Here is a 15,752-nt window from a genome sequence, read left to right as displayed (position 1 = left end):
CCGCTCCACGTCAGGAGCTGATCCTCAGCCGCCTTCGCCCAGCCCCGCGACCGGCTCACACGCGACGGCGCGCTCGATGGCGGCGCGAAGCCAGCTGTGGCCCTCGTCGCCCTCGGAGCGTTCCGGCCAGACGAGCGTCAAGGTGTAACCTCTGGCATCGAGCGGACACGGCCGCACCACGAGATCGAGCTTCCGGGCCAGCGCCACGGCGACCCGCGCAGACACGGTGAGCAGCAGGTCAGAGCCGGAGAGGATGAACGGAGCGACGAGGAAATGCGACACGGTCAGGGTCACCCGACGACGCAGCCCCCGCGCCGCCAGCTCCTGATCGATGACGTTGTGGTCCTCTCCGTGCGGCGAGATCATCAGGTGCCCGCAGGCCGCGTAGCGCGCCGCGGTGAGCGCCTTCCGGGAGGCCGGGTGGCCCCGCCGCATCAGGCAGACGAGCTGCTCGGCCGCGAGCTGCGTGGACCGGCATCCGTCGGGCACCGGCCCGCCGCGCCCCAGCTTGGCGTCGAGCTCGCCACGGCGCAGGAGCTCGGCGAAATCCGGCGGGATGTTGCGGCACCGCAGGTTGACGTGCGGCGCCTCGGCGGCGAGGATCCTGGTCAACGACGGGAGCACGAGCAGCTCCAGGTTGTCGGTCGCGACGAGCCGGAACGTGCGGGTCGAGCGCCTCGGATCGAACCGCTCGGCCTGGCCGAAGACGTGCTCGAGCCGCTCGACGGCCTCGGCGGCTCTCGGCAAAAGGTCCCGCGCTCGCTCGCTCAACGTCATCTTTCTGCCCACCTGGACGAGCAATGGATCCCCGAAATGGGCGCGCAGCCGTGAAAGCGCGTGGCTCATCGAGGGCTGCGTCACGCCCACCCGGCGCGCAGCGCGCGTGACGCTCCTCTCCTGGAGCAAAGCGTGCAAGGCCACGACAAGGTGGGTGTCCACCGATTGCAAACGCATCGTCGATGTATAGTACGCCGACCCATAGACATCGTCTATGAATCGGCTCACCGACTGTCGATTCGACGCTCGATCCGCCGGCGCGTATCTCTGGTCCCCGGACGGCTCGTGCTGCCGCACGGCGCCCCCAGGTGCCGCCGCACAACCCCTCAGGCCCCCAACCAGGAAGCTGCCATGATCATCGAGTACATTCGCTACGCCATCCCCGCAGAGCAAGCGCAGGCGTTCCTGTCCGCTTATCGCGCTGCAGCCACGGAGCTGCGCGGCTCCGTGCATTGCCTCGACTACGAGATCTCCCGATGCACCGAGGAGCCGACGAGCTTCGTCGTCCGCATCCGCTGGGACTCGCTGGAAGGCCACCTCCAGGGGTTTCGAAAGGAGGCTTCGTTCCCGTCATTCTTCGCCAAGGTGAAGCCCTTCTTCGAAAATATCCAGGAGATGAGGCACTACGCCTTGACCGATGTCGCCGGCGCGGGGGGCCGCCCTGGCGGCTGAACGCGCGCGCGTACGACGCGGGCTCTCCTGGTCTCACGCAGGCCATCGTGCGATGCTCCGTCGGTGACGCGGAAGATCGCATTGGTCCGGGCGCGCTGGCCCCTCGCGGCGCTCCTCATGCTCCTCGCGGCGGGCGCCGCGCTCGCCGCCTGCTCCAGGGTCACCGGCGCGCCGAAGGGCCGCGAGGCAGCGCCGGAGCGCGACAGCGCCTGCGCGGATCCAGCGAAGCCGAAGGCGTACTTCTATCCTGCGGAGAACCGGACGGACTACGCGCCTGACGACCCCTGGAAAGACGGCTGCGCCATGCTGGTGCCAGATCACCTGTTCTGCTGCCCAGAGAAGGCGCCCGCCGGGCCGCGGTAACAGGTCCTACCGGAGCGGGCCACCAGGCTCCGCCGAGGAGCGCGCTCCGGCGGCCCGCGCGGCCCATCGCCGGTGCCGCAAAATGCGGCATGTCGTACTTTGCGGCGGCGTCGAGCGGCGATGGCTCGCCGCGCTCCACCTGCGCTACGACGTCGGGCATGAAGCTGGCGCGCAAGCTGACGCTCGCCCTGGTGTTCGGCGTTTTCCTTGTGCTCGCGCTGAGCGCCTACGTGCAGATCCGCAGAGAGGCCAAGACCTTCGAGAACGATGTCCAGCGGGACCATCACGCGATGGGCCGCGCGCTGGCCGCCGCCATCACGGGGGTGTGGCGCACGGAAGGGCCCGCCCGGGCGCTGCGCCTCGTCGAGGACGCCAATGAGCGCGAGAGACAGGTGGACCTCCGGTGGGTCTGGCTCGACGAGCAGGCGGATGACGCCCATCGGCCCCAGCTCGCGCCGGAGCTGCTCGTCCCCGTCTCGCGAGGGGAGGCGGTCGTGCACAGGCTCCCTCGTGAAGACGCGGACGTGCTCGTCACGTGCGTGCCGGTGCCGGTGCCGGTGACCGGCGACCGCGTCGGCGCGCTGGAGCTCTCCGAGTCGCTGGCGGGAGCTCGCCGCACCACCCACGGCATGATCCTGAACACGGCGGTCACGACGGCCGCTCTGACGCTGGTATGCGGGTTGCTCGCGACGTCCCTCGGAGTCGGGCTGGTGGGACGTCCCATGCGAACGTTGATCGATCAGGCGCGGCGGATCGGCGCCGGCGATCTCTCCCGGCGCCTGTCGCTGCGCCAGGAGGACGAGATCGGCGAGCTCGGACGGGAGATGGATGCGATGTGTGACCGCCTCGCCGCGGCGAACCGAAAGCTCGAGTCCGAGGCCGTCGCGCGGCTCGCCGCGCTCCAGCAGCTCCGCCACGCCGAGCGGCTCGCTACCGTCGGCAAGCTCGCGTCCGGGATCGCACACGAGCTGGGAGCGCCCCTCCAGGTCATCGTGGGGCGCGCGCGCATGCTGGTGGACGGGGACGTCACGGGAGAAGAGGTGCCGGCCAACGGGCAGATCCTCCTCGAGCAGTCACAGCGGATGACCCAGATCATCCGCCAGCTGCTCGATTTCGCCCGGCGCCGCAGCGCAGAGAAGCAGGAGACCCCGCTGAGGAGCGTCATTCACAGCACGTTCGTCATGCTGAGGCCGCTGGCCGAGAAGCAGGGCGTCACGATGGTCCAGGAAGGGGACACACCGGAGCTGGTCGTCCACGCAGACGCCGAGCAGCTCCAGCAGGCGCTCACCAACGTGGTGGTCAACGCGATCCAGGCCATGCCGTCCGGCGGCACGTTGGCCGTGGGCCTCCGGGCGGAGCGCGCCAGTCCCCCGGCCGACCAGGGAGGGGCCGAGGGGGATTATGTCGCGCTGTCCGTTCGTGACGAGGGGCAGGGCATACCGGCCGACGTCCTGGAGCACATCTTCGAGCCGTTCTTCACGACCAAGCCCGTGGGCGAAGGGACCGGGCTCGGCCTGTCGGTCGCCTACGGCATCATCAAGGAGCACGGCGGCTGGATCCACGTCGACAGCCGGGCGGGCTCGGGGAGCCGCTTCACCATGATGCTGCCGCGGGGGAACTCATGACAGGGCGCGTCCTGATCGTCGACGACGAGCGCGGCGTCTGCGAGCTCCTCGACGCCGGGCTCAAGAAGCGCGGGTTCCGGACGGCATGGCGGACGTCGGCCGCAGAGGCGTTCGAGCTCCTCGGCGTGGAGGATTTCGACGTCGTGATCACCGACATGACCATGCGCGGCATGAGCGGCCTCGACCTCTGCGAGCGGATCGTCGAGAACAGGCCCGATCTCCCGGTTATCGTCATCACCGCGTTCGGGAGCCTCGACACCGCCACGTCCGCCATCCGCGCCGGCGCGTACGACTTCGTGACCAAGCCGTTCGAGCTCGAGGCGCTCCGGCTCACCGTGGAGCGCGCCCTGCGCCACCGCGCCCTCCGCGAGGAGGTGCGCCGCCTGCGGCGCGCCGTGGCCGACGCCCACGGGTACGAGCAGATCCTCAGCGGCAGCCCGGTGATGAGGAGCGTATTCGATCTGCTCGATCGCATCGCCGACTCGGACACGTCGATCCTCATCACGGGAGAGAGCGGGACCGGCAAGGAGCTCGTCGCCCGCGCCGTGCACCAGCGCAGCCGGCGGAGCGAGGGCGCGTTCGTGGCGGTCAATTGCGCTGCGGTCCCGGACGCCCTCCTCGAGAGCGAGCTCTTCGGCCACGCGCGAGGCGCGTTCACCGACGCCAAGGGGGCCAGGAGCGGCCTGTTCGCGCGGGCCCACGGCGGGACCCTGTTCCTCGACGAGATCGGCGAGCTGCCGATCGGGCTCCAGCCGAAGCTCCTGCGCGCCCTCCAGGAGCGCGTCGTCCGGCCCGTCGGCGCCGACGAGGAGCTCCCGGTGGATGTCCGGCTCATCGCCGCGACGAACCGCGACCTCGAGACAGCGATCGAAGAGCGCCGTTTCCGCGAGGATCTCTACTACCGGATCAACGTGGTTCACGTCGACCTGCCGCCGCTCCGCTCCCGCGGCGCCGACGTGCTGCTGCTCGCGCAGCATTTCCTTGAGCACTTCGCGACCGTCAAGGCGAGGCCCATCCAGGGACTCTCGGCGCCCGCCGCGGAGAAGCTCATGGCCTATGCGTGGCCCGGCAACGTGCGCGAGCTCCAGAACTGCATCGAGAGGGCGGTCGCGCTCGCTCGGTACGATCACATCACCGTTGACGACCTGCCCGAGAAGATCCGGACCTACCGGCGCTCCCACGTCCTTGTCTCGAGCGACGACCCGACCGAGCTCGTCCCCATGGAGGAGGTCGAGCGGCGCTACATCCTGCGCGTCCTGGAGGTGGTCGGCGGCAACAAGAGCCAGGCGGCGCAGATCCTGGGCTTCGACCGGGCGACCCTCTATCGGAAGCTCGAGCGGTACGGCATGCGCGGAGGACGCTCGAGCGACCCGAAGCCGTGATCCGCCCGGCGGCCCCGCCGCCGCGCGCGCTCGACCGGGCCCGCCCTGAGCTGCCGCGCCCGGGCCGAGCGCGCTGCGACCTCCCAGGGGGCCGCGAGGCGCGCGACTCCCCTCCTCATCGACCTGTTGCACAACGCGACACCCGCAGCTGCCTGCGGAAAACAGGCTCTCGGGCGCCCCGCGCAGGCGCGTGCGTCCTGCACGCCTGGCATGGGAGCTGCCTACAGGCCGGGCTCGCAATGTGCACCACCACGCCGGAGTCCACTGCTGCGAACCGGAGAATCCCTGTCGACTGGAACGCTCTCGCGAACGCCTTCGACAACACCGCTGAGCATATCCGCTATTTCCTTCACCTCGAGACAGGCGCCGTGATCCGGCTGGTCGATGGGCTCACCGACCCGGACACGTGCGCGCGCATCGAGGCGGATCCGCGCTGCGTGCGCGTCGAGGCGATCGGCGCGCGGGAGCAATACGGATGGCTGGAGGCGTTCATCCCGACGGTCGACGACCTCGAGCTCCAGGTGACGCTCCTGCATTCCCTCCAGGGCCGGGGATCGTTTCGGCGGTTCAAGGCCGTGCTCTCTGGCAGGCCAGAGCAGCTACGACGCTGGCGCGTCTTCCGGCTCGCACAAATCCGTGCCAGCATCCTCGCGTGGTTTCACACCCGCGGTCTGATACCGGCTTCGTTCGAGCATGCGTGGCCCAGCGAAAGCGCTGAGCCGAGGAGATCTCACGCCGCCGACTCGGCTCGCCGGCGGCTCCACGCGGCGGCGAGCGCCCTCGCGCCCGGCGATCTCCACGCGCTCACATCGCTCGCCGAGTTCCTGCGCGCGACGCGCTCCGGCGTGCCGATTCCCGCGGTTTCATCGAGGGGCGACGCAGAGCGCCCCGGTGGCCTGGGCCCGTGACAGCGGGCCATGGAGACGCGATCATGAATGAGTTCGACGATAAACGAGATGTGACGAGCCGCCCGAGCCCCCGCTGGCTCGTCGCACGGCGCAGCGCGCGGCGGGCCACGGGCCTCGGGCCCTGGGTCGCCGCTGCCGCGCTCACGGCGGTGGGCCTGGGCCCCATCGCCTGCGGCGGCGTCACCACGTTCGAAGGAGGGAAGGCGCTCGCCGTCGTGGGCCGGCCGCCCGCGCCGCCCCCGCCGCCCGCGCCCCCGCCGGAGCGCGTGGTCGTGACGGACGACAAGATCATCATCAACGAGAAGATCCAGTTCGAATACGACCAGGCGACGATCCGGTCGGAGTCACACAGCCTGCTGGACGAGGTCGTCAGCACGATCAAGAAGCACACGCACATCAAGAAGATCGCCATCGAGGGTCACGCGAGCGCCGAGGGATCGGACGACCATAACCTGAAGCTCTCGGATCGCCGCGCGAAAGCCGTGATGAAGTACCTCGTCGACCACGGGATCGCCGCCGGCATGCTCACCGCCAAGGGCTTCGGCAAGTCGAAGCCCATCGCGGACAACGACACCCCGGAGGGGCGCGAGAAGAACCGTCGCGTCGAGTTCAACATCGTCGAGCAAGACACCGCGCAGAAGACCGCGGACGCCGGCAAATGAACGCTGGTCCGAAACCGAGCCGCAAGGGCGCTCCCCGCAAGGAGGCGAGCATGAAGAAGTTGTTTTCGGGTCTCACCATGATGGTTCTGGCGAGCGCGTCCGCGGGCTGCTCCTTCGCCGTGCGGAACGCCGAGATGTACCGCGACGATACGGCAGCGCTGCTCGAGACGAGGCGCGACGAGATCAGCGCTTGTTATGACGCAGAGCTCGCACGGAACCCCCGCGCGCAGGGCAAGGTCACCGTCGCTTTCACGGTGCTCGAGGACAGCGGCCGCATCACGAACGTCGCCGTCGATCCCGCCGGCACCACCGCGTCGGACGATGTGGCGAGCTGCGTCGTGAAGTCGATCGACGGGCTCGTCCTCACCCCGCCGGACGAGAAGCAAGGGAAAGGGAAGTTCGTCTGGGAGTTCACCGTCGGGGCTCCGAAGGCGTAGCGCCGGCGGCGGCGGAGCGCGGCGGCGCCGCCGCGCTCCGCCGCGCCGTCCTCCTTGTGCCTCGCGGCCACGCCCCCTATCCTGCCGCTGTGCGGCACGCACGCACCGCGCTCGCTGCTCGCGCCGCGGGGCGGCTCATCGGGCTTCCGCCAAACAGGCTCTCTGGAGAGCTCGCGACCCCTCCGACACCCCACAGCGATGAGCGCCCGCACCCCCAAGAAAGCCCCTCCGCCCCCCTCCCCTGCCGGCGCGACGGACGACCTCACCGACGGCGATCGCGACGCCCTCCTGCGCTGGCGGCTCGCGCTCGGGCCCGAGGCCGAGCGCGTCGATCCCCGCCTCTCCCTGGGCGGCCTCGGCGGCGCGGCGTCCGCGCTCCACGTCGACCCGCGGCGGCTCGGCGACCTCGACAAGGCCCTCTCGTTCATCTACGACGAGCGCGCCGGCAACCTGGGCGGCTCGCGGCCGTACGTCCCCGAGTGGCTCTCCGCGGTGCGCGAGTTCTTCAGCCACGACATCGTCGCGCTCGTCCAGAAGGATGCCATCGAGAAGCGAGGGCTGACGCAGCTCCTCTTCGAGCCCGAGACGCTGCCCTTCCTCGAGAAGAACGTCGAGCTCGTCGCCACGCTCATGAGCGCGAAGGGCCTTATCCCCGACGCCGCCCGGGAGACCGCCCGGCAGATCGTGCGTGAAGTCGTCGAGGAGGTGCGGCGCGCGCTGGAGTCCGAGATCCGCACCGCCGTCCTCGGCGCCCTGCGGCGGAACACGACGAGCCCGCTCCGCGTCCTCAGGAACCTCGACTGGAAGCGCACCATCCGCAAGAACCTCAGAGGATGGGACGCGGAGCAGCGCCGCCTCGTCCCGGACAAGCTCTATTTCTGGGCGAACCAGACGCGGAGACACGAGTGGGACGTCGCGATCCTCGTCGACCAGTCGGGCTCCATGGGCGAGAGCGTCGTCTACAGCTCCATCATGGCCGCGATCTTCGCGTCCCTCGACGTCCTCCGCACTCGGCTCCTCTTCTTCGATACCGAAGTCGTCGACGTGACTCCGATGCTCGTCGATCCGGTCGACGTGCTGTTCACGGCGCAGCTCGGCGGCGGCACCGACATCAACCGCGCGGTGGCCTACGCCCAGGCGAACTTCATCGAGCGCCCCGAGAAGACGCTGTTCATCCTGATCACCGACCTGTTCGAGGGCGGCAACGCCGAGGAGCTCGTCGCCCGCATGCGCCAGCTCGCCGACAGCAAGGTGAAGTCGATCTGCCTCCTCGCGCTGTCCGACAGCGGCAAACCCTCGTACGACCACGACATGGCGCAGAAGCTCGCTGCCCTCGGGACCCCCTGCTTCGGCTGCACCCCGAAGCTCCTCGTCAAGGTGGTAGAGCGGCTCATGCGAGGTCAGGACCTCGGCCCGCTGCTCGACGCCGAGGCGCGCTGAGCGCCTGGCGAGGGCACAAAACCACGGAGGCACAGAGGACACAGAGGTTCATTTCCTTCCTCTGCGTCGTCTGTGCCTCCGTGGCCCTCGCACCGCCAGAGCGGGGCGCATCGTCGCGCCGTCGCGCGCTACAGGCTCCTCCGCGTCGCTCGGCTCGCTGCGGCGCGCTCTCTCGAACACCGCCGGCGTCAGCGAGCGCGTCCGCGGCGCCCCGCGCCGCCGGCCCTGTCACCGCGCGCGGCGGGTCGACTTCGCCGAGCGCTCGTCCGTCCGCCGGGCGGCGGCGCGCTTCCGGGACGTGGCGCCCCGGGCAGCGCTCGCAGAGACCCGCCGACGGGCCCCGGCCGCGCGAACCACCTCTTCCAGAGAGGGTGTCTTGACCAGAAGGGGACCCGCGCTGCTCTCGGCGCTGATCGAGGGGCCAACTAGGCTGATAGAAAGTTTCACTTGAACTACCGATAGATGTTGCGGACTGATCACGTCGCTCGGCGAGGGCTCATCACCTATAAACTGTTTTGATCTTTTACGCAGCGTCGCAGTGCGGAGATCACGAGCCCTGAGCGCCCGTCCGGACGTGAACTTGTCCACCCGGGAGATCCACTCGCCTTCCGCCTCTCACGGCGGATGCACGCATGCACCACGGAGGCACGAAGGCACGGGTCTGGGTTCGCTCCGTGCCTCCGTGTCTCCGTGGTGATCGGCGAGGGACTGCCCCCGGGTGTCGCACCGGGCGCTCTGTCACGAGCTTGTTGCACGATGCAGGCCAACGATGGCCGGATGCCGGCGTCGCCGCTTTTCACGGGGGGACCGTGAGCCGTCTTTCACGGTTGAAACCACCGGTTGCAACGGTGGCGCAGCGCGACCGCATCCCTGCCCCACGGACGGCAGGTGAGCTCAGGAGAGCGCCTCTCAGCCGGCGGGACCGGTCAACGACGATCCAGGGCGCTCGCCCAGGGGCCCGGACGGACCAGCCGCTCGGGGCGGGAGCGGCAACGCCACCTGGAATCTGGCCCCCATGCCCGGGGCGCTATCCACCTGGATGCTGCCGCCGTGAGCCCTCAGGATCTGGTCCACGATGTACAGGCCGACACCGAGCCCGCCATACGAGCTGGTCGGCGCCGCGCGCTCGAAGCGCCCGAAGATGCGGGCGATGTACTCCTGAGCGATCCCGATGCCCTGATCTGCCACCTGGAGCACCGCGGACCGCCCATCCACCGAGATGCGCACCTGGATCGGCTTACCCCGCCCGTATTTGATGGCGTTCATGAGCAGGTTGGTGATCACCTGATCGATCCGCAGGCGGTCCCACCGGCCGACCGCGGTCACCGGCATGTCCAGATCGAGCGTGCAGCCGGCCCGCTCCAGCTCGGCTTCGAGGCGGCCCGCCACCTCGCGCGCCACGTCGCACAGATCGACGTCATCGAGGCTGAGCTCGAGGTGGCCGCTGTTGATGCGCGCCACGTCGAGCAGCGTGTCGATGAGCCGCGTGAGCCGCTCGATCTGTCCGCCGGCCTGGGAGAGCTTCGCCAGCACCTGATCCGCCGGCAGCCCGCCGTCTGCCCGGTGGAGGGCGCGCGTGAGGCCCTGGACCTGGAGCACCAGCGCGCTGAGCGGCGTCCTCAGCTCGTGCGAGGCGACCGCCACGAAATCCTCGCGGATCTGCACGGCTTCGCGCGTCATCCGCAGCAGCCGGGCGTTCTCGAGGCAGAGCGCCGCGCGCTGCGCGACGTCGAGGGCGACCGCGAAGTCGGGCGGCTCGAAGCGCTCGCCCGGCTCGACCCACACCATGCTGAGCGCCCCGAGCACCTCGCCGCGCGTGACGAGCGGCACGCACAGGTAGCTGCTGGCGCCGATCTCCTGGATCACGGCGCGATCGTCGATGTCGAGCGCCACGGCGACGTCGCGCGGAGCGCACTCGACGCGCAGGTCGGGGCGGCCGGTCGTGAGCACCGCGCCGACGCCCTCCGCGGTCAAGGCGAGCTCCCTCGGGCCGAACCGATCCATGAACCGCGCCCCGTCGCGGGCCCGATGAGCGGCCGCGAGCCTGCGCGCGCCGCCGTCCTCCCGCAGGTCGAGCACGCACCAGGTGCAGATGCGCTCCGCGGCGACGCGCACGAGGGCCGTCGCGACGCTGTGCTCGTCGAGCGACGCCGAGAACGAGCTCGACGCCTCCGCGAGGATCTCCGAGCGGCGCACGGCGGCCTCGGCCTCCGCGCGGGCCGCCCGCTCGCGCGTCAGGAGGTGCAGGCGCTCCTGCTCGTGGCGCTTGCCGTCGTCGATGTCCGTGAAGCTGCCGAGCCAGGCGACCACCCGCTTCCAGACGTCCCGCTCCGGCACCGCCCGGCACAGGTGCCACCGGTAAGCGCCGTGGATCGACCTGAGGCGACACTCGCCCTGAAAGGGCTCGCCCGACTCCAGGCAGCGCCGCCACTTGCTGACGAACTGGTTCAGATCGTTCGGGTGTACAGCGGCCTGCCAGCCCCAGCCGCGGAGCGCCTCGAACGCGAGCCCCGTGTACTCCAGCCAGCGCGAGCTCACGTAATCGATGCCGCCGTCGAGCTTCGCCGTGAAGACGCACTGCGGGATGGCGTCGGCCAGGTTCTGGTACCTCGCCTGCGCGGCGCGCCGGAGGTCCTCGACCTCGGCGTCGCGCCGCCGCTGCTCGGCCTGGCGCAGGAGCTCCGCCTGCTCCTTGATCTGCTCGCCGCGCCGGTGGAGCTCGACGAACACGGCGACCTTCGCCTGGACGACCTCCGGCTCGAGCGGCTTCAGGAGGTAGTCGACGCCGCCCACGGCGTACGCCCTGTAAATGGCCGCGAGATCGTCCGTCGCCCCCGTCAGGAAGATGATCGGCGTGTGGCGCGACCGCTCCCGCTGCTTCACGAGCGAGGCGACCTCGAAGCCGTCGATGTCGGGCAGCCGCACGTCGAGCAGGATGACCGCGAAATCCTCGGACAGGATCCTGAGGAGCGCGTCCTTCCCGCTCGCGGCGGTCACGAGGCGGTAGCTCTCGTCGGCCAGGATCGCCCTGAGCGCCGTCAGGTTCTCTGGCTGATCGTCGACTAGGAGAATGCTGGTCGTCGCGGGCGCGGTAGACACGGTGCGGCTCCGTGGCTCAATCCGGCCGCACCCAGTGCAGGATCGTCGACATCAGCCGCCCCTCGTCCACCGGCTTGGCCACGAAATCGTTCAGGCCGGCGTCCAGGCACTTCTGTCGATCTTCCGGCATCGCCTTGGCCGTCACCGCGATGATCGGCAGCTCGTTGAAGCGGGGATCGCTCCGGATCTCCCGCGTCGCCTCGTAGCCGTCGAGCTCGGGCATCATGATGTCCATGAGGACAATATCGATGGGCGAATCGGCGTCGCGCAAGATTTCGATACCGTGCCTCGCGTTCTCGGCCAGGACCACGTGCGCCCCGCGCCGCTCGAGCAGGCTCGTGATCGCGAAGACGTTGCGCGCGTCATCGTCGATGACGAGCACGCTGCGCCCCGCGAGCGCGACCGAGGAGGTGCCGTTCGTGAGGAGCGGCGCGACCGGCTCGGTCAGCTCGGCGCGCGCCGGCCTCGTCCCCTTCTGCTCCGTCCGCTCCGCAGGCAGGTACAGGGTGAACTTGCTGCCGAGCCCGGGCGTGCTGTTCAGCAAGATCTCCCCGCCGAGCAGGCTGGCCAGCTCCCGGCTGATCGTCAGGCCGAGCCCTGTGCCGCCGTAGGTGCGGCTGGTCGACGCGTCGGCCTGCTGGAACGCGTCGAAGATGAGCGTCTGCTTCTCCGCCGGGATGCCGATCCCCGTGTCGGTGACGGCGAACGCCACGACGGTCTTCGCCTTGATGAGCGTCTCCCGCTTGAACGTGAGCGCCTTGCTGGCCACCTCGATCTCGAGCGAGATCCGCCCGGACGACGTGAACTTGAACGCGTTGGACAGCAGGTTCTTCAGGATCTGCTGGAGCCGCTGCAGATCCGTCATGATCCCCGCGGGGACGCCGGTCGCGACCCGGACCCAGAACTCGAGCTCCTTCTGCTCGGCGATCTGCCGGAAGCTCCGCTCGACGTACTCGGCCAGCTCGGAGAGCAAGACCCGCTGCGTCTTCACGTCGATCTTGCCGGCCTCGATCTTCGAGAGGTCGAGGATCTCGTTGATGAGCTGCAGGAGGTCCTGCCCCGCCGCGGCGATCGTCTTCGCGTACTCGACCTGCTTCGACGTGAGCGTGTGCTCCTCGTTGTCCGCGAGGATCCTGGCGAGGATGAGCAGGCTGTTCAGCGGGGTGCGCAGCTCGTGCGACATGTTCGCGAGGAACTCGGACTTGTACTTCGACGTGCGCGACAGCTCCCTCGCCTTCTCCTCCAGAGAGGCGCTGGCGCGCGCGATCTCGCGGTTCTTGATCTCGAGCTCCGACGCCTTCTCCTCCAGCTCCTGCGACCGCGAGCCGAGCTCGGTGTTGGACCTCTGGAGCTCCTGGAGCAGCTCCTCCGTCCTCATGCTGGCGCCGATCATGTTGAACACGACGCCGATCGACTGCGTGAGCTGCTCGAGGAACGTGAGGTGGATGGGCGTGAAGTTCTGGAAGCTCGCCAGCTCGATGACCGCCTTGAGGCCGCCCTCGAAGAGCACCGGCAGGACGCAGATGTTGCGCGGCGGCGCGTCGCCGAGGCCCGAGCTCACCCGGATGTAGTCGTCCGGGAGATCGGTGACGACGATGCTCTTCTTCTCCAGGCCGCACTGCCCGACGAGCCCCTCGCCCAGCGCGAACCGGTTGGAGATGCCCTTGCGCTTCTGGAACGCGTAGCTCGACGTGAGCTTGAGCGCCGGGTACTTCTCCTCGGACTCGAGCACATAGAAGGCCCCGTGCTGCGCCGACACGAGCGGCGTCACCTCGGACATGATGAGGCGAGAGAGCGCCTCGATCGTCCGCTGCCCGGCCATCATCCCGGAGAAGCGCGCCAGGTTCGTCTTCAGCCAGTCCTGCTCCTGGTTGGCGCGCGTCGTGTCCCGCAGGTTCGAGATCATCTGGTTGATGTTGTCCTTCAGCTGGAGGACCTCGCCCTGCGCCTCGACCGAGATGGCCCGCGTGAGGTCGCCCTTCGTCACGGCGGTCGCGACCTCGGCGATGGCGCGCACCTGCGTGGTGAGGTTGCCCGCGAGCTGGTTCACGTTGTCGGTGAGGTCCCTCCACGTGCCGGCCGCGCCGGGCACCTTGGCCTGGCCGCCGAGCTTGCCCTCGATGCCGACCTCGCGCGCGACCGTGGTCACCTGCTCGGCGAACACGCGGAGCGTGTAGGTCATGTCGTTGATGGTGTCCGCCAGCGACGCGATCTCGCCCTTGGCCTCCAGGGCGAGCTTCTGGCGGAGATCGCCGTTCGCGACCGCGGTCACGACCTTGGCGATGCCGCGCACCTGCGAGGTGAGGTTCGAGGCCATGACGTTGACGTTCTCCGTCAGGTCCTTCCACGTGCCGGAGACCCCGGGCACCTGCGCCTGGCCGCCGAGCTTGCCCTCGGTGCCTACCTCGCGCGCGACGCGCGTCACCTCCGCGGCGAACGCGCGCAGCTGATCGACCATCTTGTTGATGGTGTCCTTCAGCTCGAGGATCTCCCCCTTGGCCTCGACCGTGATCTTCTGGGACAGGTCGCCGCTCGCGACCGCCTTCGTGACGAGGGCGATGTTGCGCACCTGGTTCGTCAGGTTGCCCGCGAGCTGGTTCACGTTGTCGGTGAGGTCCTTCCACGTGCCGGCGACGCCCGGCACCTGCGCCTGGCCGCCGAGCTTGCCGTCCGTGCCTACCTCGCGCGCGACGCGCGTCACCTCCGCGGCGAACGCGCGCAGCTGATCGACCATCTTGTTGATGGTGTCCTTCAGCTCGAGGATCTCCCCCTTGGCCTCGACCGCGATCTTCTGGGACAGGTCACCGCTCGCGACCGCCTTCGTGACGAGGGCGATGTTGCGCACCTGGTTCGTCAGGTTGCCCGCGAGGACATTCACGTTGTCCGTGAGGTCCTTCCACGTCCCGCTGACGCCGCGCACCTCCGCCTGCGCGCCCAGCTTGCCCTCCGTGCCTACCTCGCGCGCGACGCGCGTCACCTCCGACGCGAACGCGCGCAGCTGCTCCACCATCTTGTTGATGGTGTCCTTCAGCTCGAGGATCTCCCCCTTCGCCTCGGCGGTGATCTTCTGAGAGAGATCGCCCTTGGCGACGGCCGTCGTGACGAGGGCGATGTTGCGCACCTGGTTCGTCAGGTTGCCCGCGAGCTGGTTCACGTTGTCGGTGAGGTCCTTCCACGTGCCGGCGACGCCCGGCACCTGCGCCTGGCCGCCGAGCTTGCCGTCCGTGCCTACCTCGCGCGCGACGCGCGTCACCTCCGCGGCGAACGTCCGGAGCTGCTCCACCATCTTGTTGATGGTGTTCTTCAGCTCGAGGATCTCCCCCTTCGCCTCGACCGTGATCTGCTTCGACAGGTCGCCGTTCGCCACCGCCGTCGTCACGACCGCGATGTTGCGCACCTGGTTCGTCAGGTTGCCCGCGAGGACATTCACGTTGTCCGTGAGGTCCTTCCACGTCCCGCTGACGCCGCGCACCTCCGCCTGCGCGCCCAGCTTGCCCTCGGTGCCTACCTCGCGCGCCACGCGCGTCACCTCCGACGCGAACGCGCGCAGCTGCTCCACCATCTTGTTGATGGTGTTCTTCAGCTCGAGGATCTCCCCCTTCGCCTCGACCGTGATCTGCTTCGACAGGTCGCCGTTCGCCACCGCCGTCGTCACGACCGCGATGTTGCGCACCTGGTTCGTCAGGTTGCCCGCGAGGACATTCACGTTGTCCGTGAGGTCCTTCCACGTCCCGCTGACGCCGCGCACCTCCGCCTGCGCGCCCAGCTTGCCCTCCGTGCCTACCTCGCGCGCGACGCGCGTCACCTCCGACGCGAACGCGCGCAGCTGCTCCACCATCTTGTTGATGGTGTTCTTCAGCTCGAGGATCTCCCCCTTCGCCTCGACCGTGATCTGCTTCGACAGGTCGCCGTTCGCCACCGCCGTCGTCACGACCGCGATGTTGCGCACCTGGTTCGTCAGGTTGCCCGCGAGGACATTCACGTTGTCCGTGAGGTCCTTCCACGTCCCGCTGACGCCCTGCACCTCCGCCTGCGCGCCCAGCTTGCCCTCCGTGCCTACCTCGCGCGCCACGCGCGTGATCTCCGAGCCGACGGTCTGCAGCTGCTGGACGACGTCGTTCACCTCATCGGCGATCTGACCGATCGTCCCCGGCACCTCGCCGATGCCGACGCGCGCGGAGAAGTTGCCGGCCTTCACCGCCTTGAGCACCTCCAGCACCGCCTGGAGCTGCATCTCCCGCACATCCAGGTGGCTCCCGTTGGCGCCGCGCTTGCGGGGCGGCGACTTCTTGCTCGCCCCGCTCCCGTGCTTGTCCTTCGAGGTCGCCGCGATGTTGTTCGATTGCATGACCACCTTCCTGACGACGATAGCGCGCCTGGAGTGCTT

The 15,752-nt window shown here is 69.3% G+C and carries 11 protein-coding genes; 8 read left to right on the top strand and 3 right to left on the bottom strand.

Annotated features, from left to right (window positions below; genetic code table 11):
• Positions 1–24 precede the first annotated feature (24 nt).
• The gene (locus POL72_RS40780; protein WP_272102256.1) at positions 25–1,005 is read right to left on the bottom strand and encodes a LysR family transcriptional regulator; all 981 of its coding nucleotides are present in this window, start codon (positions 1,003–1,005) and stop codon (positions 25–27) included.
• A gap of 123 nt (positions 1,006–1,128) precedes the next feature.
• On the opposite strand from POL72_RS40780, the gene POL72_RS40775 reads away from it, so the two are divergent.
• The 8 genes from POL72_RS40775 (at position 1,129) to POL72_RS40740 (ending at position 8,266) form a co-directional block, all read left to right on the top strand.
• Positions 1,129–1,449 carry a putative quinol monooxygenase gene (locus tag POL72_RS40775; protein ID WP_272102255.1) on the top strand — a complete coding sequence of 107 codons (321 nt, stop codon included), beginning with the start codon at positions 1,129–1,131 and terminating at the stop codon, positions 1,447–1,449.
• A 63-nt stretch (positions 1,450–1,512) separates the two neighbouring features.
• Entirely contained in the window at positions 1,513–1,812 is a 300-nt protein-coding gene (locus POL72_RS40770) for a hypothetical protein (protein ID WP_272102254.1), read from the top strand.
• Positions 1,813–1,901: 89 nt separating this feature from the next.
• A complete protein-coding gene (locus POL72_RS40765) occupies positions 1,902–3,437 on the top strand; it encodes a sensor histidine kinase (protein ID WP_272102253.1) in 1,536 nt (511 codons plus the stop codon).
• On the top strand, positions 3,434–4,819 hold the full coding sequence (locus tag POL72_RS40760) for a sigma-54-dependent transcriptional regulator (protein ID WP_272102252.1): 1,386 nt from the start codon (positions 3,434–3,436) through the stop codon (positions 4,817–4,819). The genes POL72_RS40765 and POL72_RS40760 overlap by 4 nt, the downstream gene beginning before the upstream one ends.
• Before the next feature lie 239 nt (positions 4,820–5,058).
• Positions 5,059–5,727, top strand: a complete 669-nt coding sequence (locus POL72_RS40755) for a UPF0158 family protein (protein WP_272102251.1) — start codon at positions 5,059–5,061, stop codon at positions 5,725–5,727.
• A gap of 23 nt (positions 5,728–5,750) precedes the next feature.
• The gene (locus POL72_RS40750) at positions 5,751–6,389 is read left to right on the top strand and encodes an OmpA family protein (protein WP_272102250.1); all 639 of its coding nucleotides are present in this window, start codon (positions 5,751–5,753) and stop codon (positions 6,387–6,389) included.
• A 50-nt stretch (positions 6,390–6,439) separates the two neighbouring features.
• Positions 6,440–6,826, top strand: coding sequence for an AgmX/PglI C-terminal domain-containing protein (locus POL72_RS40745; protein ID WP_272102249.1), 387 nt, complete (start codon positions 6,440–6,442; stop codon positions 6,824–6,826).
• Positions 6,827–7,024: 198 nt separating this feature from the next.
• Entirely contained in the window at positions 7,025–8,266 is a 1,242-nt protein-coding gene (locus POL72_RS40740) for a VWA domain-containing protein (RefSeq protein ID WP_272102248.1), read from the top strand.
• Between the two features lie 909 nt (positions 8,267–9,175).
• On the opposite strand, the gene POL72_RS40735 is transcribed toward POL72_RS40740, so the two are convergent.
• Both POL72_RS40735 and POL72_RS40730 read right to left on the bottom strand, forming a co-directional pair.
• Complete coding sequence (locus POL72_RS40735) at positions 9,176–11,365, bottom strand: ATP-binding protein (protein WP_308738140.1); 2,190 nt, start codon at positions 11,363–11,365, stop codon at positions 9,176–9,178.
• 16 nt (positions 11,366–11,381) lie between these two features.
• A complete protein-coding gene (locus POL72_RS40730) occupies positions 11,382–15,713 on the bottom strand; it encodes a HAMP domain-containing protein (RefSeq protein ID WP_276597809.1) in 4,332 nt (1,443 codons plus the stop codon).
• Positions 15,714–15,752 lie beyond the last annotated feature (39 nt).

The organism is Sorangium aterium, from assembly GCF_028368935.1.
Classification (GTDB): Bacteria; Myxococcota_A; Polyangia; order Polyangiales; family Polyangiaceae; genus Sorangium; species Sorangium atrum.
Note: the sequence above shows the minus strand (reverse complement) of the source record. Positions and strands in the feature narration are given on the sequence as shown.